Annotated in this window: 21 protein-coding genes; 9 read left to right on the top strand and 12 right to left on the bottom strand. The window is 69.7% G+C overall.

Going from position 1 to position 25,755, the window contains the following annotated elements; translation table 11 throughout:
- Positions 1-91: 91 nt before the first annotated feature.
- Positions 92-1,027, bottom strand: a complete 936-nt coding sequence (locus DMH03_RS16375) for an aminoglycoside phosphotransferase (RefSeq protein WP_125792791.1) — start codon at positions 1,025-1,027, stop codon at positions 92-94.
- 73 nt (positions 1,028-1,100) lie between these two features.
- Positions 1,101-2,069, bottom strand: a complete 969-nt coding sequence (locus DMH03_RS16370; protein WP_125792790.1) for a GNAT family N-acetyltransferase — start codon at positions 2,067-2,069, stop codon at positions 1,101-1,103.
- A 59-nt stretch (positions 2,070-2,128) separates the two neighbouring features.
- Between DMH03_RS16370 and yaaA the strand changes: the two genes are divergently transcribed.
- Complete coding sequence (gene yaaA, locus DMH03_RS16365; protein WP_125792789.1) at positions 2,129-2,884, top strand: peroxide stress protein YaaA; 756 nt, start codon at positions 2,129-2,131, stop codon at positions 2,882-2,884.
- A gap of 87 nt (positions 2,885-2,971) precedes the next feature.
- Positions 2,972-4,423, top strand: coding sequence for a trypsin-like serine protease (locus DMH03_RS16360; RefSeq protein WP_125792788.1), 1,452 nt, complete (start codon positions 2,972-2,974; stop codon positions 4,421-4,423).
- 61 nt (positions 4,424-4,484) lie between these two features.
- Here the strand turns inward: DMH03_RS16360 and DMH03_RS16355 are convergent, their stop codons facing one another.
- The 3 genes from DMH03_RS16355 to DMH03_RS16345 form a co-directional block, all read right to left on the bottom strand.
- A complete protein-coding gene (locus tag DMH03_RS16355) occupies positions 4,485-6,008 on the bottom strand; it encodes an NAD(P)/FAD-dependent oxidoreductase (RefSeq protein WP_125792787.1) in 1,524 nt (507 codons plus the stop codon).
- 70 nt (positions 6,009-6,078) lie between these two features.
- Positions 6,079-7,626 (bottom strand): S8 family serine peptidase, encoded by a 1,548-nt coding sequence (locus DMH03_RS16350; protein ID WP_125792786.1) that lies wholly within the window; start codon positions 7,624-7,626, stop codon positions 6,079-6,081.
- The gene (locus DMH03_RS16345) at positions 7,626-8,789 is read right to left on the bottom strand and encodes a S8 family peptidase (protein WP_125792785.1); all 1,164 of its coding nucleotides are present in this window, start codon (positions 8,787-8,789) and stop codon (positions 7,626-7,628) included. Before DMH03_RS16345 ends, DMH03_RS16350 begins: the two co-directional genes overlap by 1 nt.
- 309 nt (positions 8,790-9,098) lie before the next feature.
- Between DMH03_RS16345 and DMH03_RS16340 the strand changes: the two genes are divergently transcribed.
- Positions 9,099-11,924 carry an AAA family ATPase gene (locus DMH03_RS16340; RefSeq protein WP_125792969.1) on the top strand — a complete coding sequence of 942 codons (2,826 nt, stop codon included), beginning with the start codon at positions 9,099-9,101 and terminating at the stop codon, positions 11,922-11,924.
- Positions 11,925-11,979: 55 nt separating this feature from the next.
- Here the strand turns inward: DMH03_RS16340 and DMH03_RS16335 are convergent, their stop codons facing one another.
- Positions 11,980-12,168, bottom strand: a complete 189-nt coding sequence (locus DMH03_RS16335; protein ID WP_199748885.1) for a hypothetical protein — start codon at positions 12,166-12,168, stop codon at positions 11,980-11,982.
- A 264-nt stretch (positions 12,169-12,432) separates the two neighbouring features.
- Here DMH03_RS16335 and DMH03_RS16330 point away from each other — a divergent pair, with 264 nt between their 5' ends.
- The 3 genes from DMH03_RS16330 to DMH03_RS16320 all read left to right on the top strand — a co-directional run bounded on the left by DMH03_RS16330 (position 12,433) and on the right by DMH03_RS16320 (position 16,566).
- On the top strand, positions 12,433-13,374 hold the full coding sequence (locus tag DMH03_RS16330) for a serine protein kinase RIO (RefSeq protein WP_125792784.1): 942 nt from the start codon (positions 12,433-12,435) through the stop codon (positions 13,372-13,374).
- Between the two features lie 366 nt (positions 13,375-13,740).
- A complete protein-coding gene (locus tag DMH03_RS16325) occupies positions 13,741-15,237 on the top strand; it encodes a DEAD/DEAH box helicase (RefSeq protein ID WP_125792783.1) in 1,497 nt (498 codons plus the stop codon).
- Positions 15,238-15,378: 141 nt separating this feature from the next.
- A complete protein-coding gene (locus tag DMH03_RS16320) occupies positions 15,379-16,566 on the top strand; it encodes an 8-amino-7-oxononanoate synthase (RefSeq protein ID WP_125792782.1) in 1,188 nt (395 codons plus the stop codon).
- Here DMH03_RS16320 and DMH03_RS16315 read toward each other — a convergent pair.
- Complete coding sequence (locus DMH03_RS16315) at positions 16,532-17,014, bottom strand: GNAT family N-acetyltransferase (RefSeq protein WP_125792781.1); 483 nt, start codon at positions 17,012-17,014, stop codon at positions 16,532-16,534. The genes DMH03_RS16320 and DMH03_RS16315 overlap by 35 nt on opposite strands.
- Positions 17,015-17,047: 33 nt before the next feature.
- The gene (locus DMH03_RS16310) at positions 17,048-17,881 is read right to left on the bottom strand and encodes a trypsin-like serine protease (RefSeq protein ID WP_125792780.1); all 834 of its coding nucleotides are present in this window, start codon (positions 17,879-17,881) and stop codon (positions 17,048-17,050) included.
- A gap of 322 nt (positions 17,882-18,203) precedes the next feature.
- On the opposite strand from DMH03_RS16310, the gene DMH03_RS16305 reads away from it, so the two are divergent.
- Complete coding sequence (locus tag DMH03_RS16305; protein ID WP_125792779.1) at positions 18,204-18,866, top strand: M15 family metallopeptidase; 663 nt, start codon at positions 18,204-18,206, stop codon at positions 18,864-18,866.
- 74 nt (positions 18,867-18,940) lie between these two features.
- Positions 18,941-20,335, top strand: a complete 1,395-nt coding sequence (locus DMH03_RS16300; protein WP_125792778.1) for a mycothione reductase — start codon at positions 18,941-18,943, stop codon at positions 20,333-20,335.
- A gap of 86 nt (positions 20,336-20,421) precedes the next feature.
- On the opposite strand, the gene DMH03_RS16295 is transcribed toward DMH03_RS16300, so the two are convergent.
- Positions 20,422-20,934: a hypothetical protein gene (locus DMH03_RS16295; protein ID WP_233611522.1), complete on the bottom strand. Its 513-nt coding sequence runs from the start codon at positions 20,932-20,934 to the stop codon at positions 20,422-20,424.
- A gap of 55 nt (positions 20,935-20,989) precedes the next feature.
- Positions 20,990-22,237 carry an MFS transporter gene (locus DMH03_RS16290; protein ID WP_125792777.1) on the bottom strand — a complete coding sequence of 416 codons (1,248 nt, stop codon included), beginning with the start codon at positions 22,235-22,237 and terminating at the stop codon, positions 20,990-20,992.
- 48 nt (positions 22,238-22,285) lie between these two features.
- Here DMH03_RS16290 and DMH03_RS16285 point away from each other — a divergent pair, with 48 nt between their 5' ends.
- Entirely contained in the window at positions 22,286-22,975 is a 690-nt protein-coding gene (locus DMH03_RS16285) for a FadR/GntR family transcriptional regulator (RefSeq protein ID WP_125792776.1), read from the top strand.
- Between the two features lie 73 nt (positions 22,976-23,048).
- Here DMH03_RS16285 and map read toward each other — a convergent pair whose 3' ends face one another.
- Positions 23,049-23,906, bottom strand: a complete 858-nt coding sequence (gene map / locus DMH03_RS16280) for a type I methionyl aminopeptidase (RefSeq protein ID WP_125792775.1) — start codon at positions 23,904-23,906, stop codon at positions 23,049-23,051.
- A 23-nt stretch (positions 23,907-23,929) separates the two neighbouring features.
- The gene (locus DMH03_RS16275) at positions 23,930-25,735 is read right to left on the bottom strand and encodes a penicillin-binding transpeptidase domain-containing protein (RefSeq protein WP_125792774.1); all 1,806 of its coding nucleotides are present in this window, start codon (positions 25,733-25,735) and stop codon (positions 23,930-23,932) included.
- Positions 25,736-25,755: the final 20 nt, after the last annotated feature.

Genomic DNA, 25,755 nt, shown 5'->3' with positions numbered 1-25,755 from the left:
GGCAAAGGTGGCGTGGTCGGTGCCGGGGCCGAAGGCTCCCCCTTCACCGCATCAGACGCGACGAAGGGAGCCTCACCAGGTGAGGTGGGCGCTACTGCCAGTGCGTCCGGTAGGCGAGCCAGTCGCGCATCGCCGCGGCGAGACGGCGCTGCGCCGCGCGGACCCCGGTCGTCGCGGGCGGTTCCGGTAGCCGGCTCGCGCGTTCGGCGTGCCCAGCCAGGGCGACGCCGAACGCGGTGACCGCCCAGACCGGGACACCGGTGAGCACGGGGCGCCGCCGGAGCAGGCGGTCGACGTCGGCGGGCTCGTGTCCGGCGTCGAGCAGATACGGGACGAGCGCGACCAGATCGAGCCAGCCCGCGCCCCTCGCCGGGTAACGCCAATTGGTGACGAGCACCCTGCCCGAGCCGGTCCGCACCAGGTACTCGGGCTGGATGTCGTTGTGCAGCAACGTGTCCCCTGCCGACCAGGGATGCCAGGACGTCTCCAGCTGAACGAGCCTGTCGAGGTTGCGGACGGCCCAGCCGTCGAGGTCGTCCGGCGGTTCCTTCGCCAGTTCGTGCCAGCCGCGCAGGAGTGGGCCGAGATCGTCGAGCGCGTCCGGGACGTCGGGCAGCGGGCACGGCGTGAGTGTGCGGCCGAGTGTGCCGAAGGTGGCCAGGACAGCGGAGAGGTCCGGCGATCCCGGGCGCAGATTCGGCCTGGTGCCGTCGAAGTCGGCGAACGCGAGCACCAGCCAGTCACCGTCCACAAAGGACAGCAGCTTCGGCGTGGGTGCTTCCGGGGGAAGCCGTCGCGCGATGGCGGCCTCCGTGCGGTACCCGCCCGCTCGTGGACTGTCCGCAGGGATCGCCTTCAGGAAGACCCAGCGATGACCGCGGTCGAGTTCGAGCCTCGCGGCGACACCGCCATCGAATTCCGGGGTCTGCCACAACGAACGGCGGACCGCCGAACCGAGCTCACGCTCCACGGCGTCACGCGTCGCCGATGGCAGGTCGTGCCAGCCGAGCCGTGCGGAAACCGGCAACGCCCTACCACCCCCACCGATCTCTTCGAGAAGATCGACTGTACCGAAATCCACCCTTTCGGGTGACAACCGGTCAGGTCGGGATGGGCTTCACGTACGCGGCCCAGCGCTGATACTCGCCGAATCCGACGCGCTCGTAGACACCAAGAGCACGGTGAGTGTTGTCCTGGTCGACGTTGAGCGAAGCCCGCTGGAAACCCTGGGCCTTGGCCTGGACGAGCGTGTGCCCGAGCAGCGCGCCGGCGATGCCGCGTCCGCGAAGGGCCGCGTCGGTCGCGACGTGACTGACATACAGGTCCTTCACACCCGTGGCGGCCGCGTCGGAGGCGAAGAAGACACTCAGCACCATCGCGATCACACGATCCCGCTCCGGGCTCAGTAGCAGGAACGACAGGTCCGGCTGGAAGTCCTTCGCGCCGACGACCAGATGCCGCCACGCTTGCGGGGACTGCTCCGTGCTCCCCCAGTGGTCCGCGAAGGTCTCATTGCGAGACCGCAGGGTGAGGGCCTCGTACTTGTCCTCGTACGTGACGAGCGGGAACTCTTCGGGCAGCGGCTTGACCGGCGGGACCGAGCCGAGGTCGGCCCGCATGTCGACGATCCATCGGGCGTGCTCGTACCCGGAGTCCACGAGCACGTCAGTGAGCCAACGCTGCTTGGTGTTGGCCGCGGCGTGGAGTTCCAGCGGCACGTCCGGGTGGGACGTCGCGTGGAGCTTCTTGCCCGCCTCCTCGAACCAGCCGGTGAGGTGCGCGGCGATCGCCGCGTCGCGGTACGCGGGGTGGACGAGCGTCTCGACCCGCATCATGTGCACCGGATCCGCCGCGTCACGTTTCCGGAGCAGACCGTAGGCGACCAGGGTGTCGCCGTCCCAGGCGCTGGTGGACGCCGTCGGCAGGTCGACGGTCGGCGTACCGATCTCTTCGGCGAGGTCCTCCGCGCTGTAGTGCTCCTCGATCGGCTCGACGCGCTCCGCCTCGGCGAAGGTCTCGGCCAGTCGCGGCATGTCGTCCAAGGTCAGCGGGCGCCAGGTCAGGCTCATGCGGTCGAGGCTAAGCCCGCGCCTCGGGGTGACGCACTCCATTTAGTTACGCTTCCGTGGTGCTCGTGCTCCTGCCCCCTTCCGAAACCAAGGCCGCCGGCGGCACCGGCGCGCCACTGGACCTCGGCGCCCTGTCGTTCCCGGAGCTGAATCCGACCCGGGCGAAGCTGGCCGACGCGCTGGCCGAACTGGCGGGCGACGTCCCGGCCAGTGTCGCCGCGCTCGGGATCACGCCGCGGCAGGCCGACGAGGTCACCCGCAACGCCGAGCTGTGGACCTCGCCCACGATGCCCGCGCTGCGCCGCTACACCGGCGTCCTCTACGACGCGCTCGACGTGAAGTCCTTCACCAAGGCGACGCTGGCGAAGGCCGAGAAGCGTCTCGCCGTCGCTTCGGCGCTGTTCGGGGTGGTCGCGGCGACCGACCCGATCCCCGCGTACCGGCTTTCCGGCGGGAACGCGCTGCCGTCGCTCGGCACCGTCCGCAGCGTGTGGAAGCCGGTCCTCGAACCGGTGCTCCAGGGTATCGAGGGGCTCGTCGTCGACCTGCGTTCCGGAACCTACTCGGCGCTGGCGAAGCTCCGCCCGGACGCGGTGACGGTGCGCGTCGTGACCGAGGACGCGAAGGGCAACCGGACCACGGTGAGCCATTTCAACAAGGCCTACAAGGGACGGCTTGCCGCGGAGCTGGTGAAGTCGCGCAGCGAACCGTCCACTGTGGAACAGCTGATGCGGGTGCTGTCGAAGGCGGGCCTCGACGTCGAACGCACCGGGGAGCACAGTCTGGAGCTGCTCACCGGGGACGCGGTGCATTAGTTCCGTACCCCTACGGGCTCCTTCCTCGGTTGTTCCGCCAGGTGCACATGCGGAAAGTGATTTCCAGCCACCTGGAAAGGAACCACCGTGAACAGAAGACAACGGCTACTGGGGATCGCCACCGCCACCCTCGGTTGCCTCTCGGTCCTCCTGCCCGCGCCCGCGGCCGCGGCGAACCTGCCCGCCGTCACCCCGACGGATCAGGCGGTCGTCCCCGGTGGACTGCACACGAACTCCATCGGCGGCACCCCCGCCTCGGTCAAGGACCACCCCTTCATCATCGCGGGCCTGCGCGAAGGCGGGACGCGGCCGCAGGGCCAGACGTGCACCGGTTCGGTCGTCGCGCCGCGCAAGATCCTGATCGCCGCGCACTGCAAGGACGCGGCGGGTGAGAAGTCCTTCCTCTACGGGCTGGACGATCTCAACGCCGGTGGCGGAACGCGGATCGGCGTCGTCAGCTATGAGAAGCACCCGAAGTACGTCAACTTCGACCAGGGTTACGACGTCGCGGTGGTCACCACCGACGCCGACATTCCGGTGCCCGGTGGGCAATACGCGAAGGTCGCGACCTCGGCCGACACCGGTCTGAACCAGCCGGGCAAGTCCGGACTCGGGCTCGGCTACGGCAAAAAGGACCACAACGACGACACCCGCAACGTCGAACTGCACAAGTTCACCCTGCCGATCGTCCAGGGCAGCAACTGCAACGGCGTCGGCGCGGGCTTCAAAGACGCCACGATGATCTGCAGCGGCTACAACGACGGCCACGTCACCATCCTGCCGGGCGACAGCGGCGGACCGCTGATCGTGGATGGCAAGATCGTCGGTGTCGCTTCCTGGAGCCGCAGCGACTTCAAGTGGTACAGCGTCTACGGCAGGCTCAACAACGACATGGGCGACTGGGTCAAGCAGCAGATCGGCGAGCCGCAGAACCCGGAGACGTTCTCGCTCGGGGTGACGCCGTCCGCGCTCAAGGTCGAGCCGGGCAAGTACGTTTCGGCCACGGTGACCAGCAAGCCCGGCAAGAACGGCGCGGAGAAGGTCGACCTCAGCGCTTCGGGGCTTCCCGAGGGCGCGACGGCCACGTTCCAGCCCACGTCCATCACCTCGGGTGAGTCGGCGAAGGTGACCATCGAGGTTCCCGCCGGGACGGCCGAAAAGGACTACGCCGTCACGATCTCGGGCAAGGGCACCACCGACACCGCGACCACGAACCTGACGCTGACCGTCGGCAACGGCGGGCCCCAGCCCGGTGAGCTCAAGGTCGGCCTGAGCCCGGCCAGCGGGACTTCGCAGCCCGGCTTCTTCAGCAACGTCACGGTTTCCGCCACCGGTGGCACGGGCGCGATCACGTTGTCGGCGTCCGGACAAGGGCTGCCGTTCGCGCCGTTCTTCAACCCGAAGACGATCTCGAGCGGCGGTAGTTCGACCATGCAGGTGGTCGCGCCGTTCCAGCGCGGCACGTACCCGGTGACCGTCACCGCGACGGACTCGGCGGGCAAGACCTCCACGGCGACCTACACCCTCACGGTCCAGTAGCGAGTGTCATGAAAGGGTCGTTCAGGACATATTTCGTCCTGAACGACCCTTTCATGACACTTCAGGACCGGGAAAGCACCGCCATGGCGGCATTGTGCCCGGGGATGCCGGAGACACCGCCGCCCCGGACGGCCCCGGCACCGCAGAGCAGCACCCGGTCATGCGCCGTTTCAACGCCCCAAAGTCCCACCTGAGCGGCATCGGCGGCGTACGGCCACGACAGATCGCGGTGGAAGATGTGTCCCGCGGGCAGCCCCAGTTCGGCTTCGAGGTCCAGCGGCGTCTTCGCCTCGACGCACAACCTGCCGTCCGGCGAACGCAGAACGCAGTCCTCGATCGGCTCGGCCAGCACACTGTCCAAAGAGGACAACGTCGCCCGCAGCGCCTTGTCGCGCGCGGCGTCGTTGCGCCCCTCGAAGAGCCGCGCGGGCATGTGCAGCCCGAACAACGTCAGCGTCTGCACCCCGGCGGCCTGTTCGGCCTGGCCCAGGATCGACGGGTCGGTCAGCGAATGGCAGTAGATCTCGCACGGCGGCAGCGACGGGATCCGGCCCGCGGCGGCCTCGGCGTAGGCAGTCGCCAGCTGCTCGTAACCCTCGTTGACATGGAACGTGCCGCCGAACGCCTCACGCGGGTCGACGCCCGGATCCCGCAGCCGCGGCAGCCGTGACAGCACCATGTTCACCTTGAGCTGCGCGCCTTCCGGCGCCTCCGGCGGCTCCTCCCCCAACAGCCGCGCGAGCACTCGCGGCGCGACGTTCGACAGCACGTGCCCGCCGCGCACGGTGAATTCGTCGTCGCCGAGCCGGTAACGCACCGATCCGCCGGGATCGATGGACAGCACCTCCGCGCCGGTCACCAGCCGCGCACCCGCCGTCCGCGCGGCCGACGCGAGCGCCCCGGTCACCGCGCCCATCCCGCCCACCGGCACGTCCCAGTCGCCGGTCTCGTTGCCGATCACGTGGTAGAGCAGGCACAGGTTCTGCCGGAAGTCACCGGCTCCGGCGAAAGTGCCGATCAGCGCGTCGGTCAGGACGACGCCGCGAACGGTGTCGTCGCCGAACATCCCGGTGAGCGTTTCCGAGATCGGCCGTTCGAACAGCGCGTCCCATGCCTCCTGCTCGATGCCCGAGCGCAGTTCCTCCCTGGACACCAACGGTTCGGTCAGGGTGGGGAACGTCCGTTCCGCGACCTGGGCCGTCATCGCGTAGAACCGCCGCCACGCTTCGAAGTCCTTTGTGGACCCGGTGAGCGCGGAGAACGACGCCGCCGTACGGCCGTCGTCGCCCGTGTCGACAAGGAGACCGCCGTCGCCGACGGGTGTGTACGACGACATCCGCCGCCGCCGGAGATCGAGCCCCAGCCCGAGGTCCGCGATGATCTTGCGCGGCAGCAGGCTCACCAGATACGAGTACCGCGACAGCCGGACGTCGACGCCGGGGAAAGCCTGGAAGGAGACCGCCGCCCCGCCGACCTCGTCCCGGCGTTCCAGCACCAGCACCGAGCGGCCGGCCCTGGCCAGATAGGCCGCCGCCACCAGGCCGTTGTGCCCGCCACCGACGATCACGGCGTCAAAGGACTCCATGCAAGCCTCCCAGCGAAACGACAGTGCGCCGCGGTCATCGTGACCGCGGCGCACCGCCGTTCGCAAGGACTCAGAAGGTGATGGAGAAGCCTTCGATCGTCCCGCTGTCGAACCGGTGGACGTCACGGACCCGCAGTTTCCAAGTCCCGTTCGCCGGTTCGGAGGAGGCGTTCACCGTGTACGACGTGTGCACGCCGGTCGCCTCGCTCGGCCCTCCCGCCTGCTTGAGGCCGAACACCGCACCGCTCGGCCCGATCAGGTCTATCGCCAGGTCACCGGTGTAGGTGTGCGCGATGTCGACCTTGACCGGCAGCGTCGCCGACGCCTTGCCGTCGCAGCCGTCCTGCGTCACCGAACTGGTCACCGCGTCACCTGCGTCCGGAATGGACACCGGTGTCGTGCTGGACTTGACCCCGCACGTCGGCGTGGGGCCGCCTCCGCCGATGAACGACACGTTCAGCAGCTTGTTCACCGTCCCGCTCGGCAGGCCCTTGAGCACGCCGTCCGAGGAGTTGTTCACGAGCGCGTCCCGCGTCTGCTGCGCGGTGGCACCGGAATTCGCGGCGAGGTACAGCGCCGCCGCCCCGGCCACGTGCGGCGTGGCCATCGACGTCCCGCTCATGTTCGCCGATCCACCGTTGGACGTGGACAGCGACGTGATGTTGCTGCCAGGGGCGAAGATGTCCACGCATGAACTGTGGTTGGAGAACGAGGACTTGTTGTCACTCTGGTCCGAGGCGCCGACCGTGATCGCCTCGGGGATCCGCGCGGGGCTGACGTTGCAGGCGTTCTGGTTCTCGTTGCCCGCCGCCACCACGTAGACGAAGCCCGCCGCGATGGACTTCTTGATGACGTCGTCGCCGAGCCCGACCTGGTCCATCCGCAGGCTCAGGTTCGCCACCGCCGGTTTGGTGCCGTTCGCGGTCAGCCATTCCGCCGCGTCCACGATGGCGGAGTCGGGACCGTTGCCCGAACAGTCGTTGCCCAGCACCTTCAGCCCGACGAGCTTGACCTTCTTCGCCACGCCGTAGGTCTTGCTGCCGATGGTGCCCGCGGTGTGACTGCCGTGCCCGTTGCAGTCCTTCCCGTTGCCGCCCACGAAGTCCTTGCCGATGGACGCGCGCCCCTCGTATTCCGGGTTCTCCGGGTTGATCCCGGTGTCGAGGTCGTACGCCGTGACGCCCTCGCCCGTGTTCGGGTAGGTGAAGCTCTTGTCCAGTGGGAGGTTCTTCTGGTCGACGCGGTCGAGGCCCCAGGTCGGGTTGGCCTGAGTGCCGACGGCACGCGCGGTGCCGTCCTGGTAGACCGCCTTGACCGCCGGATCGGCCGCGAGCCTGCGGGCCTGCTGCTCGGACATCCCCTTCACCGAGAACCCGCGCAGCACGTTCTTGTACGCCGACCGCACCTCGCCGCCGTAGCGGCCGGTCAGCGCGGCCGAAGACTGCTCGACCGCCATCGTGCCGACATCGTGGAGCTCCACGATGTACTGCTCGCCGTAGTGCTGCTTCGCCTGCACGACAACGCCTTCCGCCTCCGCGGCGAGGGCGTTGCCCGCGGCGAGCGCGGCCAGCGCGGTGGCCGCGACGGCCACCACACCGGCCCGCACGCCGCGCCGCATCAGAGGCCCGCCACGTTCAGCAGCTTGTTGGTCGAACCGGAGCCCGGGCTCGTCACGACACCGCTGGTGGCGGCGTTGGCGAGACCGGAGGCGACGGCGGCGGGGGTGGCCGACGGGTTCGAAGTCAGGTAGATCGCGGCCGCGCCGGCGACATGCGGCGTCGCCATCGAGGTACCGCTCATCTGCTGGGTGCCGCCACCGTTGCGCAGGGAGGTGATGCTGGTGCCCGGCGCGAAGATGTCGGTGCAGCTGCCGTAGTTCGAGAACGTCGACCGGCGGTCGTCGCTCTGGGTGGCGTTGACGGTGATGGCCTCACGGACGCGGGCCGGGCTGGTGGAGCAGGCGTCCGTGTTGGAGTTGCCGGAGGCCACCGTGTTCGTGATGCCCGCGGACACGGCACGGCGCACGGCGGCGTCGACACCGGAGTCGGCAGGGCCACCGAGGCTCATGGTGAGCACCGACGGGCCCTTGGCGTTCTTCACGACCCAGTCGATCCCGCTGATGATCTGCGAGTACTGGCCGCTGCCCTGGCAGTTCAGCACGCGGACCGCGACGATCTTGGCGCCCTTGGCGACGCCGTAGGTGGCGCTGCCGACTGTGCCGGCGACGTGCGTGCCGTGGCCCTGGCAGTCGCGGGCGTCACTGTCGTTGTCGATGAAGTCGTACCCGCTCGTCGCGCGGCCGCCGAATTCGGTCTGGCGGTAGTCGACACCGGTGTCGAGGACGTAGACCGTCGCCCCGGCACCGTCATTCGGGTAGGTGTACTTCCGGTCCAGCGGCAGGTTCTTCTGGTCGATCCGGTCGAGGCCCCAGGTCGGGTTGGTCTGGGTGCCGGTCATGTGCGCGACCGCGTCCTGCTGGACGAAGTCGACGTTCGGGTCTGCGGCGAGCCGTTTCGCCTGCGCTTCGGTCATCTTCGCCGAGAAGCCGTTCAGCGCGGCGGTGTAGGTCGCCTTCACCTGGCCGCCGTACTTGGCCGCGAGGCCGGCGTCGCCGCTCTTCAGCGACACGATGTACCCATCCGTGACGGCTCCCGGCACACCGGCGCCGCGGATCTGTCCCTCGGCGGCCGTGGCCGATCCGGCGAAGGCCAGCGAGGCCGTCACACAGGCCCCGGCGAGTACCGCACCCGCGATCCGGTGACGTCGAAGTTCTCCACGCATTTCCTGAGCTCCGTTCACTCGAACAGGTGGTTCGCGCCGGCCGGATTCCGGACCGGCGCCGTGACGTGTAGTCACGCTGCACTCACTTTCGGGTGGCGGGACCTGCGCGAACAAGCGAGGCAACGGTCCGTAGGACTACGTATCTAATAGGGAAACCCACCGTCCCTACGAAAGTTCCGTGACGGTCCGAGTGGGTTCCGTGATCACTAAGCAGGCGCTTAAGCTGCGTTCACTCGAACGGTGTGGTTCGTGAAGCGGGGGTGACCCGGCATGGTGATCGGTGACTGCCGACGCAGGACGAGTTCGCCGGTGCTCGTCGGCCGTGAGACGGAACTGAGCGAGCTCCTCGACGGCGCGATGCGCTCGCCGTCGGTGCTCATGCTCGAAGGTGAAGCGGGCGTGGGCAAGACCCGGCTCGCCGGCGAACTGCTGGCGCGTCCGGAACTGGCCGGACGGCCGGTGCTCACCGGAATCTGCCAGCCGCTGCGCGAGCCCTTCCCATATGGCGTGCTCTTCGACGCGCTGAAGGACGTCCGCCCCGCGCGCGACCTCAACCCGGTGACCGGTGTCCTCGCGCCCTACCTGCCGGAACTCGCGGGCTTCCTGCCCCAGCCGCCGCCGAGGCTCGGCGATCCGCGAGCCGAACGGCACCGGCTTTTCCGCGCCGTCCGGGAACTGCTCGGTTCGCTGGGCCCGCACGTCCTGCTCATCGAAGACCTGCACTGGGCGGACGACGGTTCCCGCCGGCTGCTGCGGTTCCTGATGACCGACCCGCCAACGGGACTGACCCTCGTGCTCACGTACCGGCGCGAAGAGACGCCCGGCGGCATCCCGCTCGGCAGCGCCTACCGGCCGGCTCCCGGCACCGCGCACGCGCTCGTCGCCCTTCGCCCGCTGGACCGCGACGGCGTCCAGTCGCTGGTGTCGGCCCTGCTCGGCGAGGCGAACGTCTCGGCCGAGTTCGCCGCGCGGCTGCACGAACGGACCGCCGGGATCCCGTTCGTGGTCGAGGAGATCGTGCACGCGATCGGCGACGCCGAGGCCGCGGTCCACGCCGACGGCGCGACCGTGCGGCGTCTGCTCGACACGGTCGAGGTCCCGGCGTTGCTGAGAGAGGCGACGGTCGAACGCCTTGTGGCGCTGCCGTCGGCCGCCCGGCGGATCACCGAGGCCGCCGCCGTCCTCGGCACACCGTCCACTTCGGACCTGCTGACCGCCGCGGCCGCGCTCACCCCCGAACGAGCCCGCCGCGCGCTCGTCCTCGCGCTCGAACGCAACGTCCTGGTGGAGACCGGTGAAGGCACGTACGACTTCCGGCACGCGTTCGCCAGGCAAGCCGTCTACCGCACCATCCCCGGCCCTGACCGCCAGGAGCTGCACCGGCGGGCCGCGCGGCTGCTGCGCGACCGCCTTCCGCAGTCGCTGGTGCGGCTCGCCGAACACTGCCGCAAGGCGGGCGACCGGGCCGGCGCGCTGAAGTACGGCGAAGCGGCCGCCGATCAGGCGTCGACGGTCGGTGATCTGGCCACCGCGACGGATCTGCTCCGCACCCTGCTCGACGAACCGGGTCTCCAACCGTCCGATGTGGACAGACTGGCGGTCAAGTTCAGTTCGGTGGCGTGCAACGGCCTCGCGCAGACCGAAGTCGTCCCGGCGCTCGAGCGGCTGCTCACCGACGGCAGGCTGTCCGGACGGCTGAGCGGCGAGGTCCGGCTGGGGCTCGGGCTCCTGCTGGTGCGCCAGGCGGGCGGGCTGGAGGCGGCGAGGACCGAGATCGAGATCGCCGTCAACGACCTCGCCGACCGGCCCGACCTGGCCGGACGCGGGATGGGCGTCCTCGCCCAGCCGTGGGTCGGCGCGACGCCGCTGCGGGAGCACCGGCGCTGGATGGACCGGGTGGACGAGCTCATCGAGCGGGCCACGGACCGGCGGCTGAGGATCATCCTGCTGGCCAACAACACGGCGTCGCGGCTGCACATCGGGGACGCGCGCGGCTGGGACATGCTGGACCGGGCACCCACCAGCGTCGGTTCCGCCGACGAACAGCGGCATCTGGCGCGCCTGCACTGCAACAGCGCCGACGCCTGCGCCTGGATTGGCCACCATCGACGGGCGAAGAGCCTGTTGCGCAGCGGGATGCAGCTGGCCGCCGACTGCGGGGCGCCGTACGTGGTCAGCACCGCCCGCACGACGGCCGTCCACACCGACTGGCTCACCGGGAGCTGGGACGGGCTCGCCGAACGGGCGGGCGCGCTGATCGACGAGTACCGCGACCTTTTGCCGGTGACCAGCGAACTGTGCCTGGTGCTCGGCCTGCTCGCCGCCGCCCGCGGCGAATGGGACGAGGCCTCCGCCCGGTTCGCCGGCACCGCGCCGGACCAGCCGGAGAACGCGTTCACCCCGGTCGCGATCGCCGCGCACGCCGGGATGGCGGGCATGCTGCTCGCGCAGGACCTCGGCGAGGCCGCCGTCGCGCAGGCCGAAAAGGGATTGGAACTCTTGCGCGCCAAGGGTGTCTGGGCTTGGGGCGCCGATCTGCTGATGGCCGCCGTCGACGCGTACTGCGCCACCGGGCGGGACGCCGAGGCGCAGGCGCTGACCGACGAGTTCGAACGCGAGATCGGCGACCTCGACGCGCCGTCGACCTGGGCCGCGCTGGCCGCGAATCGCGGGCTCGTCGCGGCGTCCCGCGGTGACCACGCGGAGGCGATCGAGGCCTTCGAGCAGGCACGGACCCGGTTCGAAGCCCTCCCCGCGCCGTATCACGCGGCGCTGATCGCCGAACGGGCCGCGCGATGCCGCCTGGCCCGCACCGAGGACGTCGCCGAAACGTTCGCGGCACTCGCCGAGACCTTCGACCACCTCGGCGCCACCCGGGACGCCGCGCGCTGCCGCCACGCCTTCCGGTCCACCGGCGCGGTCGCCCCGTCACGGCGCGGCCGCCGGGGTTACGGCGACGAACTGTCCCCGCGCGAGCGTGACGTCGCCCGCCTGCTCGCCGCCGGGCATACCAACCGGGAGATCGCCGAAGTGCTGTTCCTGTCCCGGCGCACGGTGGAACAGCACGTCGCGAGTGTGTTGCGGAAGCTGAAGGTGCGGTCGCGGAGCGAGCTGGCGGGGCTGCGGTCGGCGTAGGCGCGATTGTCCGCCTGAAGTACATGAAGGCCCCCTTCATGTACTGGGGAATCGCTCACCGCCGAAGCGCCCGATAGCGCTTGAGCAGGGCGGTGATCCGCGAGGGATCGGCGAAGCCGTTCAGCTCGGCAAGCAAGTCGTCGGGGCACAGCTCGTAGTGGTCGCCCCACCACCGCCGCGCCTTGGTGTCCCAGATCCGGTACCCGCCGGGCACGCCCCTCGCCACGTACCGCCGCTTCGCCAACCAGTCCTCCCCGAATCGCTGTCCGCCACCAGGATCGCACCGGACGGCAACCGGGTTTCGGGGCTCTCGAAATTAAATCGGTTGCGGGCGCTCGGCGGTGTCCGCGATGATCGTGCGCGATCCGGCAGGGAGCCGGTGGATGCGACTGGGAGGTGCCTCGTGCTGATGACTGTCCGGGGCCTTTGCCGCCCCCATCCACTCGCCCCTCGCGGCTGAGCCACGACGCTCGCCCGGTGGGGCATCCCTGACTAGGAGAACCCACCAGTGCGCAAGCACGATCTCGAAGAAGAAACCTACGACCGTCCGAGCCGCACCCGTCGTCGCCGTTTCGACGACGAACCGGCACCCGCTCGCGGCGGACGGCTCACCGAAGCCGAACGCGTCCGGCTCGCCCGGCTGCGTGAGGACGCCTACACCGAGACCGACATCCCCGACGGCGCCGACCGTTGGAGCACCTGGGGAGAAGCGGAACACGGGCCGCTTCCGCGACCCGACTGGGTGATCACCGAACTGGCGGCGGTGGACACCGAGCTCGGCATCCTCAAAACCGGCAAGGAGGCGGACGTCCACCTCGTCCGGCGCAACCTGCCGGGCACCGAGGGCACCGTGCTCGCGGCCAAGCGGTATCGCAGTGGCGAGCACCGGTTGTTCCATCGCGACGCCGGATACCTCGAAGGCAGGCGGATGCGGCGGTCGCGGGAGATGCGGGCCATGGAGTCGCGCAGCAGCTTCGGCCGCAACCTCATCGCCGAACAGTGGGCGGTGGCCGAATTCGGCGCGCTGAGCAAGCTGTGGGCGGTCGGTGCGCCGGTGCCGTACCCGGTGCAGCGCGACGGCACCGAACTGCTGCTGGAATTCCTCGGCGACGGCGAGACGGCGGCGCCGCGCCTGGCGCAGGTCCGGCCGGAGCCGGAACAGTTGCGGGAACTGTGGTTCCAGACTGCGGCGATGCTGGAACTGCTGGCGTCGCAGGGGCTCGCGCACGGCGACCTCTCGGCGTACAACCTGCTGGTCGACCGGGATCGGATCATGGTGATCGACCTGCCGCAGGTGGTCGACATCGTGGCCAATCCCGGCGGGCTCGAGTTCCTCGCGCGGGACGTGCGCAACATCGCCACGTGGTTCCACTCGCGGGGGCTGCCGGAGCGGCTCACGGCCGTCCCGGAGCTGATCGAGGAACTGCGGGAGATCGCCGGTCTCCGCTGACCGTCCACAGTGTCTTGAAAGGGTCGTTCCCGACACAGCACGTCAGGAACGACCCTTTCAAGACACGCCGGGAGAAGCCGCCGTGGAGACCCTGCCCACAATCGGTCCCTCCAATTGGGAGGCCGGATAACGGTCCGGTACAGTAGTGCTAGACCGCAACCGGCGGCGTGGATGAGTGGTGTCCGTCGCCTCCAAAGCCAACCGAATGGCTCGCGGTATCCGTATCAACCAATTGGCGCGCGGTGTCATGCAGACGCGGTGTGCCGGGTTCGTCCCTGTGAACGCCCATCTGTGCACACCATCTTGCCTGCCTGCGTGCGGGCAGCCCCGGGCCTCCTTGCGACGTGCCACGTCCGAGAGGCATTTGTGACAGTCACGTTCAACTCCGGCCACTCTTCACCGTCGGCCAGGCAGCACCGCAAGCCGCGCACCCGCCCCGCGGGTGACTCGATGCTGCACAACGACGCCGTCGAGAGTGTCAAGGCCACCACCTGGGCGGAGCTCGGGCTTCCCGAGCCGCTGCTCCGGGCACTGGCCGACGCCGGTATCACCACCCCGTTCCCGATCCAGTCGGCGACCATCCCCGACGCGCTCGCCGGCCGCGACGTGCTGGGCCGCGCCCAGACCGGTTCCGGAAAGACCCTGGCCTTCGGCCTCGCGATGCTGACCCGGCTCAACGGCGGCCGCGCCCGTCCGAAGCACCCGCGTGCGCTGATCCTGGTCCCGACCCGCGAGCTGGCCATGCAGGTCGCCGACTCGCTGACCCCGCTGGCCAAGTCCCTCGGCCTGTGGTGCCGCACCGCCGTCGGCGGCATGGCCTTCACCCGTCAGGCCGACGCGCTTTCCCGCGGCGTCGACCTGCTGATCGCCACCCCCGGCCGGCTGTCGGACCACGTCCGCCAGGGCACCGCGTCGCTGTCGGACTGCAACTTCATCGCGCTCGACGAAGCCGACCAGATGGCCGACATGGGCTTCATGCCGCAGGTTCGCGAGATCCTCGACCTGACCCCGCGTGACGGCCAGCGCCTGCTGTTCTCCGCCACCCTCGACGGTGACGTCGACCGCCTGGTCCGCGCGTACCTGACCAACCCGGTCACGCACTCGGTCGCCCCGTCGACCGCCAGCGTCACCACCATGGATCACCACGTGCTCCAGGTGTCGCACCAGGACAAGCAGGACGTCATCACCGAGATCGGTGCCCGCGAGGGCCGCACGATCATGTTCGTCCGCACCAAGCACCACGTGGACCGCCTCACCGAGCGCCTGCGCGAAAAGGGCGTCCACGCGGCCGCACTGCACGGCGGCAAGACCCAGGGCCAGCGCAACCGGGTCCTCGCGGACTTCAAGGAAGGCTTCGCCCCGGTCCTCGTCGCCACGGACGTCGCCGCACGTGGTATCCACGTCGACGACATCTCGCTGGTGCTCCACGTCGACCCGGCCGCCGACCACAAGGACTACCTGCACCGCGCGGGCCGCACCGCGCGCGCCGGGGCGTCCGGTGTCGTGGTCACGCTGGTCACCCACGACCAGCGCCGCATGGTGCGCCGGATGACCGACCGCGCCGGTGTCCGCGCCGAGCAGACCACGGTCCGCCCCGGCGACGCCGAGCTCATCCGCATCACCGGTGCGCAGCAGCCCAGCGGCGAGCCGGTCATCGAGCGTCGTCGTGAATCCCCGCGTCGTGGCGGTGGCCGCGGCTACGGTGGCGGCGACCGCGGCGGTTACCAGGGCTCCCGTGAGGGTCACCGCGAAGGCGGCCGTCCCGGCGGCTTCCGCGGCCGCCCGCGTCGTACCGAGTCCGGTGGCGGCAGCGGCCGCCCGCAGCGTCCGGGCAGTCGCCCGCGTCGCAGCTTCGACAGCTGAGTAACTGAAGCCGGTTCACCCGGCGGCTAGTGCCATGAACGGTCCGTTCCTTGCGAAATTTGCAAGGAACGGACCGTTCATTGCGTTCGCTGTGGGGACCACCACGCCCAGCGCCGAACGGCGGATGGGAGACTGCGGGACGTGACTTCTCCCGGCCCCGCTCACCAGAACCTCCCGCCCGACCAGGTCTTCGACTGGCTCGACGTGGAGGCGGAGAAGCGGGCCGAGGCCGGGCTGGTGCGCAAGCTGCGCATCCGGCAGGCGCAGGAAGCGGAGCTGGACCTCGCGGGCAACGACTATCTCGGGCTCGCCAGGGACAAACGCGTCGCCGGTGCGGCCGCGGCGGCCGCGTTGCGCTGGGGCGCCGGCGCGACGGGCTCCCGGCTCGTCTCCGGCACCACCGAGGTCCACGCCGAACTCGAGCAGGACCTCGCCCGCTTCTGCGGCGCGCAGGCGGCGCTGGTCTTCTCGTCGGGTTTCACCGCGAACCTCGGCGCAGTCACGGCCCTGTCCGGCGCGGATTCCGCGATCGTGACGGACAAGTACATCCACGCCTCGCTGATCGAGGGCTGCCGCCTGTCCCGGTCGGACATCGCCGCCGTCGCGCACAGCGACCCGAACGCCTTCAAACACGCGCTGGCGACCCGCCGCAAACCGCGCGCGCTCGTCGTCACCGATTCCGTCTTCTCCGTCGACGGTGACATCGCCCCGCTGGAGCAGCTCGCCGGTGTCTGCCGGGAGCACGGCGCTTCGCTGCTCATCGACGACGCACACGGTTTCGGTGTCCTCGGCGAGGGCGGCCGCGGGGCTGTCCACGCGGCGGGGCTCTCCGGCGCGCCGGACGTCGTCACCACCATCACGCTGTCGAAATCCCTTGGCGCACAAGGCGGAGCGGTGCTCGGGCCGCGTCGCGTGATCAAGCATCTGGTGGACACGGCGCGCAGTTTCATCTTCGACACCGGCCTCGCGCCCGCCAGTGCCGCCGCCGCGCTGGCCGCGCTCAACGCGTTGAAGGCCGAGCCGGAGCTGGCCACGAAGGTGACCGAAGCCGCCGGAAACCTTGCGATGCAACTGAAATCGGCGGGTTTCCGGGTCAGCCTCCCGGACGCCGCGGTGATCTCGGTGCAGGCACCGTCGCCGGAATCGGCCGTCGCTTGGGCGGCCGCTTGCGCCGATCAGGGGGTGCGGGTCGGCTGCTTCCGCCCGCCGTCCGTGCCCGACGGCATCTCCCGCCTGCGCCTGACCGCGCGGGCCGACCTCACCGATGCCGACGTGGACCGCGCGGTCGGGGTGATCACAGCCGCTGCGCCTCCCGGCGCCACATCGTGAGGTGCGGGATCCCGTCTTCCAGGAACTCGTCGCCTTCGACGACGAAGCCGTACTTGGCGTAGAAGTCCTTCGCGTACGTCTGCGCGTCGAGGACGCACGGCGCGTCCCCGATCCCCGCGAGCGCGGTCTCCATCAGCCGTCCCGCGAGTCCCTTGCCGCGTGAGCGGACCGCCGTGCACACCCGGCCGATGCGGAAGGTTCCGCCGGCGTCCTGCAACACGCGCAGATACGAGTCGACGGCGACCGAACCGCCGATCCAGAGGTGCCGGGTGCCGGGCAGGAGGTCGCGTCCGTCGATCTCGTGATAGGCGCAGTCCTGCTCGACGACGAACACGTCCACGCGCAGGCGGAGGATGCCGTGCAGCTGTGCGGCCGTGATCTCGTCACCGGCGACGGACAGCGGGAACGACGTGGTCTCGGTGATCGGGGTGTCGGTACTCACGCCCACTTGTTAGCACATCGGACGTGAAGAAGGCATCGATCAGCCGATCAGGCCGCGGTTGTTCTGCTGCGAGATCTCGTTCGCGAAGTGCGAGACACGGGTGTAGACGCCCGGTTTACCGGCCTTCGCGCAGCCTTCGCCGAACGACACGATCCCGATCAGGGTGTCGCCCACCATCAGCGGTCCGCCCGAATCGCCCTGGCAGGCGTCGATCCCGCCTTCGGGGTAACCGGCGCACACCATGTCGCTCGGGTCGTAGCCCGAGTACGCGGTGCGGCAGGTCTTGTCGCTGACCACCGGGACGACCGCGCTGCGCAGGTAGTCCGACCGCGCGCCACCGTCGGCGACCCGGCCCCAGCCGAGCACTGTCGCCTTCGTGCCTTCGCTGTACAGGTCGGCGTTGCCGTTGTCCGCGACCTTCGCGGGCCGGTACGGCAGCTGACCGCTGACCGTCATCACCGCGATGTCGTCGCCCTTGCCCGGATCGCCGCTGTAGTCCGGGCTGACCCAGACCCGCGAAACACGCAGCTCCACGCCGTCCCGTGAGCGCTTGTCCTCACGTCCGGCGACCACCCGGACATCGGAACGCTTGACCGCGACCGCGCAGTGCGCCGCCGTCGCGACCGTCGTGGAGCTGACGATCACCGCGCCGCAGTACTGGTTGCCGCTGCGATCGGCCAGGTACACCGCGTACGGGTACTGCGAGACCGAAGCCTTGCCGCCGCCGACGATCCTCGGCTCCGCGGCCTTGTCCGGGCCGCTCACCGCGCTGTCGTCCGCCGACGCGCTGTTGACCGCGATCGGGACCATCACGGCCGTCGCGAGGACCGCTCCGACAGCGAGCAACAGGGTGCGACGTGACTTCTTGGGCATGTTCTGTCCCTTCACCGGGGCGTACGTACGGTCAGACCCTGGGAAGTCATTCGACTCCAGCGCGTACACGAGCGATCGCGAATACCCTAATCGGAGAAAGCCCGATGTGGTGTCACTGAAACGGGTGGACCTGTGCTCACCGAGCGCATCTGTCACGCTGGACCTCGTGCGGGCTACGGCGATCATTCTGGCGGCTACGGCCCTCCTGCTCTTCTCGTGTTCGAGCCCGGCCGTCACCAGCGGTCCGGCGCAAACCCCTTCTGCGGCAACGACTCCGAGTACACCCGTACCGGCCTGGCGGGTCGGTGCGACGCCGCTTCCCTTGCGCGGTGACGGTTTCGGGCAGGCCCTCCCGACACCTCCCGTGCTGGCCGACCGTTCCCTGCCGACCACCGACCTGCTTCCCCCACCCGCCGGAAACCGGTTCGCGAGCACGGTGAATCCCGTTCCGGCCGACGTGCTCGCGCGCAGCACCTGGCAAGCGGGCTGCCCTGTCTCCGCAGGCGAACTGCGCTATCTCACGCTCTCGTTCTGGGGTTTCGACGGCCGCGCGCACACCGGGGAAATGCTCGTGAACGCTTCGGTGGCGAACGCCGTCGTCACCGTATTCGGGCAGTTGTTCACCGCGAAGTTCCCGATCGAGGAGATGCGCGTGACCGCGCCCGCCGAACTCACCGCTCCCCCGACGGGTGACGGCAACAACACCACCGCCTTCGTCTGCCGCCCGGCCCGCGGCCAGCCGAACTGGTCCTCGCACGCCTACGGACTCGCGATCGACATCGACCCCTTCTGTAATCCGTACACCAAGGGTGATCTCGTCCTGCCCGAGCTCGCGTCGGCGTACCTCGACCGAGGGAAGCTCCGGCCCGGGATGATCGTCCCCGGCGACCGGACGGTGGCCGCGTTCTCCGCGATCGGCTGGACCTGGGGCGGCACCTGGGCGACACCGAAGGACCGGATGCACTTCAGCGCTGACGGGCGTTGAGCCGGGAACAACCGGCCTTCGTGACAAGTTGGCTAGAGTCGGAACCACCCGCTCCCGCCGCAAAGGAAGACAGCGTGCCCCACTACGACCTGGTGATCGTCGGTACCGGATCGGGCAACTCGATCCTCGACCCGCGTTTCGCGGACTGGAACACGGCGATCGTGGAGAAGGGCACGTTCGGTGGCACCTGCCTGAACGTGGGCTGCATCCCGACGAAGATGTTCGTGCACGCCGCCAATGTCGCGGCCACCCCCGCTTCGTCGTCGAAGTTCGGCGTCGACGAAGAGCTGACCGGGGTCCGCTGGCGCGACGTGCGCGACCGGATCTTCGGCCGGATCGACCCGATCGCCACCGGTGGACGCGAGTACCGCGTCGAGCACGAGGACAACAAGAACGTCACCGTGTACGAGGGCGAAGGCCGCTTCACCGGGCACAAGGAGCTGCGGGTCAGCTACCCCGACGGCCGCCCCTCGGAAACGATCACCGCCGACAAGTTCGTGCTAGCCGCCGGCGGGCGCCCGGTGATCCCGGACGTCCCCGGTCTCGCCGAAACCGGCTACCACACCTCCGACACGGTGATGCGGCTCGACGAACTGCCGTCGAGCATCGTGATCCTCGGCGGCGGGTACATCGCCGCCGAGTTCGCGCACGTCTTCGCCTCGTTCGGGGTGAACGTGACCGTGGTCAACCGGTCCGGCGCGCTGCTGCGGTCCGAGGACGACGACATCAGCGCCCGGTTCACCGAACTGGCCGCGCAGCGGTTCGACGTCCGGCTCGACCGGAAGACCGTCCGCGCGCGCAAAACCGCGTCGGGCGTCGCTCTGGACCTCGAAGGCCCGGAAGGCGCCGAGACCGTCGAGGCCGACGTATTGCTGGTCGCCACCGGCCGCAAGCCGAACTCCGACCTTCTCGACGTCGCCGCCACCGGGGTGACCACCGGCGAGCGCGGGCACGTCGTGGTCGACGAGTACCAGCAGACCGCGGTCGACGGGATCTACGCGCTCGGCGACCTCTCGTCGGTGTTCGAGCTCAAGCACGTCGCGAACCACGAGCAGCGCGTCGTGCAGCACAACCTGCTGCATCCGGACGAGCGGATCGAGGCCGACCACCGGTTCGTCCCGCACGCGGTGTTCACCTCGCCGCAGGTCGCGTCCGTCGGGCTGACCGAACGCGAGGCCCGCGAGCGCGGCGTCTCGTACGTGACGTCGCACCAGGACTACGCGGGCATCGCCTACGGCTGGGCGATGGAGGACACCACCGGTTTCGCGAAGCTGCTCGCCGACCCGGCCACCGGGCAGCTGCTCGGCGCGCACATCATCGGCCCGCAGTCGTCGTCGGTGATCCAGCCGCTGATCCAGGCGATGAGCTTCGGCCTGGACGCGAAGAGCATGGCGCGCGGGCAGTACTGGATCCACCCGGCGATGCCGGAACTGGTCGAGAACGCGCTGCTGAACCTTCCGCTGGACTGACCCACGCCGCATTTAGTCCTCTAAATGCGCTCTTCGGGCGCGCGTGACGCCCGAGTACGGCGCATTTAGAGGACTAAAATGCGTGTTCAGACGACGCGGTCGCAGTTGCGGGCCCCGTTGCGCGCCGCGAGCGCGCTCACCGCGTTCATCTCGGCGTCCGAGGCGCCCATCAAGGCGGGCGAGCGGGCTCCGTCCTGCTGGAACCGCTCCCCCGCCTCGACGTACCGGCGGATCGCCACCAGGAAGTCCTCCCGCGCGGATGCCGCCCCTCCAGGCACCGCGCGGACCCCTGTCGCCCCCTTGAGGACGTCCTTGGCGTCGTCCACCTTCGTCGCGACGTAGTGCTGCCACTTGCGCAGCTCCGTCGCGACGTCCCCCTCCGGGTCCGGCCAGTAGCGCTGGATCGCCACCCTGCTGTCCTTCCCCACCTGCACGCACACCCGGTCCACGGCGCGGTAGAACTCGTGCGGCGACACCACCGCTTCGGGCCGTTGCGGCGCCAAGGCGACACACACCGCGGCGAAACACGCCAGGGCCGCCCCGTACGCCGTTCCCTCCACCACGCCGACCCCCAGAACCGAGTTTTTGAACAGGTTCAACTCGCTCAGGTTATGGCTCCGCCCCTGACGGGGTCAAGAAGTTTTTTGAACGCGTTCAGACGTAGCGACGGCGACCGGCGAGGGCGCCGAAGGTCATCTGCGCGGCGAAGACGACGAGCATCATGATCCAGGGCACGGTCCAGGCATGGGTGAGATCGTGAAGCAGCCCGAAGAGGAACGGCCCGACGGCCGCCATCAGGTAGCCGATGCCCTGCGCCATCCCCGACAGCCGCGCGGTGTCCTCACCGGAGCGCGCCCGCAAAGCGATCACCGTGAGCGCGAGCGAGAAGACGCTCATCCCGAGCCCGATGAGGAGGCACCACAGCAAGGGCGAGGCGGCGGGCGCGACCATCATGCCGACCATGCCGATGAAGCCGGGGACACCCAGCCCGACGATCCACGGGCTCTGGCTCTTGTGCCGCGCGGCCATCGGCGCCACCACGAGACTGATCGGGACGGCGATGAGCGAGATCAACCCGAGCAGCAGCCCGGAATCACCCTTGCTCACCCCCGCGTCGATCATCACCTCCGGCAGCCAGCCCATCACGACGTAGGCCAAAAAGGCCTGAGTGCCGAAGAAAAGGGTGACCATCCACGCAAGGGGGCTCCGCAGCAGCGATCGCCCGCTACCCTGCTTGCCTGCCTCCGGAACGGGCACCCGCCCCGCGCCGCGGGCTGCGAGAATCCAGACGAGCAGTGCGAGCACCGCCAGCACCGACCAGGCGCCCAGACCTTGACGCCAGCCGCCGAACGCGCTCTCCAAGGGAGGGGTGAGCGCGGACCCCAGGGCGCCCCCGCCCTGCAGAGCGGCGGTGTACACGCCGGTCATCATGCCAACACGCGCCGGGAAGGAGTCCTTGATGACGACTGGGATCAGCACGTTCGCCAAGGCGATTCCCGCCGTGGCGACCAGTGTTCCGCCGAGCACGACGTACGGTCCGTCGAGCACTCGCAGCACCAGGCCGACGCCCAGCACCGACAGCGCGGCCGCGATGGCCGCGCCGATGCCGAACCGGCGGGCCAGCGCGGGCGCGGCGAATCCGGCGGCGGCGAAACACAGGCCGGGGAGCGTGGTGAGCACGCCGGCCCAGGTCGCCGTGGCACCGAGGTCGTCGCGCATCTCGCCGAGGATCGGGCCGACGCTGGTGATCGCCGGGCGCAGGTTGAGAGCCACCAGGATCACCGCGACACCCAGCAGGACGCCGCCGGTGATCACCCCCGGCCGCCACTCCGTTTCGATCGAGCCTTCGAGTTCAAGACTTTCGTCGAACGGGGAAACGGATTCTCGGGAGTCGACACGCACGTCGGCTAGTATCACATACATAGGATGATTGGATGAAGGGACAACGCTGTGCCATTGGCCACCACGCGCCGTGCCGGCCTGGTCGATCAGGTCATAGAGCAGCTGCGTGACGCCGTCACGCAGGGAGAATGGCCTATCGGTCAGCGGATTCCGACCGAACCGGAGCTGGCAGGACAGCTCGGCGTCGGGCGCAACACCGTCCGCGAGGCCGTTCGCGCGCTCGCGCACACGGGGCTGCTCGAGGTCCGGCAGGGCGACGGGACCTACGTGAGGGCGACGAGCGAGGTCTCGGGCGCCATCCGGCGGTTGTGCGGTTCGGAACTGCGCGAGGTGCTGCAGGTGCGGCGCATCCTCGAAGTCGAGGGAGCCCGGCTCGCGGCCGTGTCACGGACCGACGAGGAAGTCGCCGAGCTTCGCTCCCTGCTCGACCGCCGCAACGCCGAGCTCCGCCAGGGCCATTGGGAGGATTTCGCCCGCCTCGACGCGGAATTCCACTTCGCCGTCGTCCAAAGTGGACATAACACCCTGCTCACCGAGATGTACCGCGGGCTCACCGAGGTGATAACGGCCAGCGTGGCCGCGACGTCGAACGTGACGCCGGGAGGCGAGTACCTGCCGGAGATAGGGCACGAAGGGCTCGCCGAGGCCATCGCCGACGGCGACGCGGACCGGGCCGCCAGCGAGGCGTGCGGTTTCCTGGACGAACTCCTGGCCAGGGTGGAGCAGGACGAGAGCTGACGCCTGAAGTACATGAAGGCCCCCTTCCTTGCGCCTGGCGCAAGGAAGGGGGCCTTCATGTACTTGGATCCGCCTACGGCACCGTGAGGATTTCGGAGCCGTCTTCGGTCACCACGAGGGTGTGCTCGAACTGGGCCGTCCACTTCTTGTCCTTGGTGGTGACGGTCCAGTCGTCGGCCCAGATGTCGTAGTCGATGGTGCCGAGGGTGATCATCGGCTCGATCGTGAAGGTCATGCCCTGCTCGATGACCGTGTCGACCGACGGTTCCTCGTAGTGCAGGACGGTCGGCGCGGTGTGGAACGCCGGGCCGACGCCGTGGCCGGTGAAGTCGCGGACGACGCCGTAGCCGAACCGCTTCGCGTACGCCTCGATGACGCGGCCGATGACGTTGAGCTGCCTGCCGGGGCGGACGGCCTTGATGGCGCGCATCGTCGCCTCGCGGGTGCGCTCGACCAGCAGCCGCGCCTCCTCCGAGACGTCACCCGCCATGAACGTCGCGTTCGTGTCGCCGTGGACGCCGCCGATGAACGCGGTGACGTCGATGTTGCAGATGTCGCCGTCCTCGATCACCGTCGAGTCCGGGATGCCGTGGCAGATCACCTCGTTGAGCGAGGTGCAGCACGACTTCGGGAACGCGCGGTAGCCCAGCGTCGACGGGTACGCGTGGTTGTCCAGCAGGAACTCGTGGATCACCTTGTCGATGTCGTCGGTGGTCGCGCCGGGTTTGACGGCCTTGCCGCCCTCCTCGAGCGCCTGCGCCGCGATCCGGCCCGCGACGCGCATCGCCTCGATCACCTCGGGCGTGCGGACCCCGTTGCCCGTGTCGCGTTTCGGCGCCGGCCGGTCGACGTACTCGGGACGAGCGATGCTGGCGGGTACGAGTCGCCTCGGCGTCTGGACGCCGGGCTTCAAGGGGGATCGAACGGACATGAGCCCAGCCTACGACCTGCCGGCTAGCCGAGTCCCGCCAGGAAGCGCTGGGCGGCCTCGACCGCGGGTTTGGACGTTCCCGCGTCGGTGGTGAGCACCGCGAAGGCCAGGTCCCCGGTGTAGCCGACGAACCAGCCGTGCGAACGCGTCCCGTCGCCGAACTGGGCCGTCCCGGTCTTGCCCCGCACGTCCGGCAAGGGTTTGAGCAGTGTCGCGGTGCCATCGGTGACGACCTCGCGCATCATCGCGCGCAGCGCGTCGAGCACCTCCGGCCGGATCGGTTTGCCGAGCCCGGACGACGTCGCGGCCATCCCCCGCACCAGCGTCGGCACCGGCACCTTCCCGGACTGGACCGTCGCGGTGGCGACGGCCAGCCCGAACGGACTCGTCACGACGGTCCCCTGACCGAAACCGTTCTCCGCCCGCTGCGCGACGGTGTTCGCCGGCGGTACCGAGCCGGTGATCGTGGTCAGGCCTGGGATCACGAAGTCGGCGCCGACGCCGAGGTCGCGCGCGGCGTCGGTCAGCGCGGCGGGCGGCAGATCGGTCGAGAGTTTCGCGAAGGTCGTGTTGCAGGACTTGGCGAACGCCGTGGACAGCGGGACGACACCGAGGGCGAACTTGCCCTCGTTCGGCACCGTCCGGTTTTCGAAGGTGGCCGTGCCGGGACAGTCGACGGGGCTGTCCGCCCGCACCGAACCCGCGGACAGCGCCGCGGCGGCGGTGGCCATCTTGAACGTGGACCCCGGCGGGAACCGGCCGGTGAGCGCGATCGCACCCTGGGTGTCGGCCGGGGCGTTCTGCGCCACCGCCAGCAGTTCGCCCGTCGACGGCTGGATCGCGACCAGTGCGGAGGCCGTCGGGACCGGGACGAGGGCCCGTTCCGCCGAACCCTGCGCCTTCACGCTGAGCGTGCTGACGACCGCGGGCGCCGGTTTGGGGTTTTCGGAGTGCAGGTCGATGATCTCGCCGCCGCCCGTGTCGAGCGTGACCACGCGCCAGCCGGCCGAGCCCTCCACCTGGTCCTCGACGAGCGACCGGACCGCGGGAAGCACCTGCTTGCCGAAGTTCTTGTCGTCGGGCAGAAGCCTTTCCTGCTGACTGAACCGGACGCCGGGCAGTTCGTAGATCTCGGGCTTCACCTCTTGGTAGCTGGCAGCCCGCAGGCTCACCACCGGGTAGCCGGAGCCGGGTTTGAGCGTCTTCACCCCGTCGCGGATCGACTGACCGGTCACCGACGCTTCGAACCGGTTGAGCACCGCGCCGAGTTTGTCGGAGACCGCCACCAGGTCTCCCGCCTTCGCCGGGTCGAGCACCACGCTGACGACGGTCTGCGGGCGCAGCAACGGCATCCCGTCGCGGTCCAGCACCGGCGCGAGGTCCGGCGGGTCGGCTTTCAGCGCGATGCTCTGCTGCGCGGCCAGTTGCGGGTGGAGCGCGGTGGGCAGCCAGCGCACCTTCCAGCCGTCTTGGGTGGAATGGACCTGCGCGTCGGCCTTGTACGTCCAAGCGCGGCCGCGCGGGAGATTCCAGGTGAGCTGGTAGGTCGCCGTCCCGTTGTCCGCCCCGGAGGAATGCCGGACCTGCTTGTCCACGATCTTGACCGACTCGGGCGAAAGCGCTTTCCGAGCCATCTCCAGTACCGCGCGGGCGGCATCCGGCGAATCGGTGAAGGAGGCCGCGGCGACGACGTCACCGGAAGAGAGCCCGCCGAGGAAACCCGTGACGGCGTCTTCGGGTCCGGAATCGGCGAAGAGTCCGCACCCGGCGGCCGAGAGGCCAACCACCCCCGCGAGCACGACGACGGCGAAACGACGACCTGCTGGCATGCCCCGGATCCTGCCAGTCC

The organism is Amycolatopsis sp. WAC 01376, assembly GCF_003947415.1.
Taxonomy (GTDB): Bacteria; Actinomycetota; Actinomycetes; order Mycobacteriales; family Pseudonocardiaceae; genus Amycolatopsis.
The sequence above is the reverse complement of the archived record's forward strand: the minus strand, read 5'-3'. Positions and strand labels throughout refer to the sequence as shown.

Bases quoted from the DNA above. Each gene is read 5' to 3' on its own strand.
- DMH03_RS16310 (WP_125792780.1), bottom strand. From the start codon at position 17,881: ATGCCCAAGAAGTCACGTCGCACCCTGTTGCTCGCTGTCGGAGCGGTC.
- DMH03_RS16355 (WP_125792787.1), bottom strand. From the start codon at position 6,008: ATGGAGTCCTTTGACGCCGTGATCGTCGGTGGCGGGCACAACGGCCTG.
- DMH03_RS16370 (WP_125792790.1), bottom strand. From the start codon at position 2,069: ATGAGCCTGACCTGGCGCCCGCTGACCTTGGACGACATGCCGCGACTG.
- DMH03_RS16345 (WP_125792785.1), bottom strand. From the start codon at position 8,789: ATGCGTGGAGAACTTCGACGTCACCGGATCGCGGGTGCGGTACTCGCC.
- map (WP_125792775.1), bottom strand. From the start codon at position 23,906: ATGTCCGTTCGATCCCCCTTGAAGCCCGGCGTCCAGACGCCGAGGCGA.
- DMH03_RS16275 (WP_125792774.1), bottom strand. From the start codon at position 25,735: ATGCCAGCAGGTCGTCGTTTCGCCGTCGTCGTGCTCGCGGGGGTGGTT.
- DMH03_RS16350 (WP_125792786.1), bottom strand. From the start codon at position 7,626: ATGCGGCGCGGCGTGCGGGCCGGTGTGGTGGCCGTCGCGGCCACCGCG.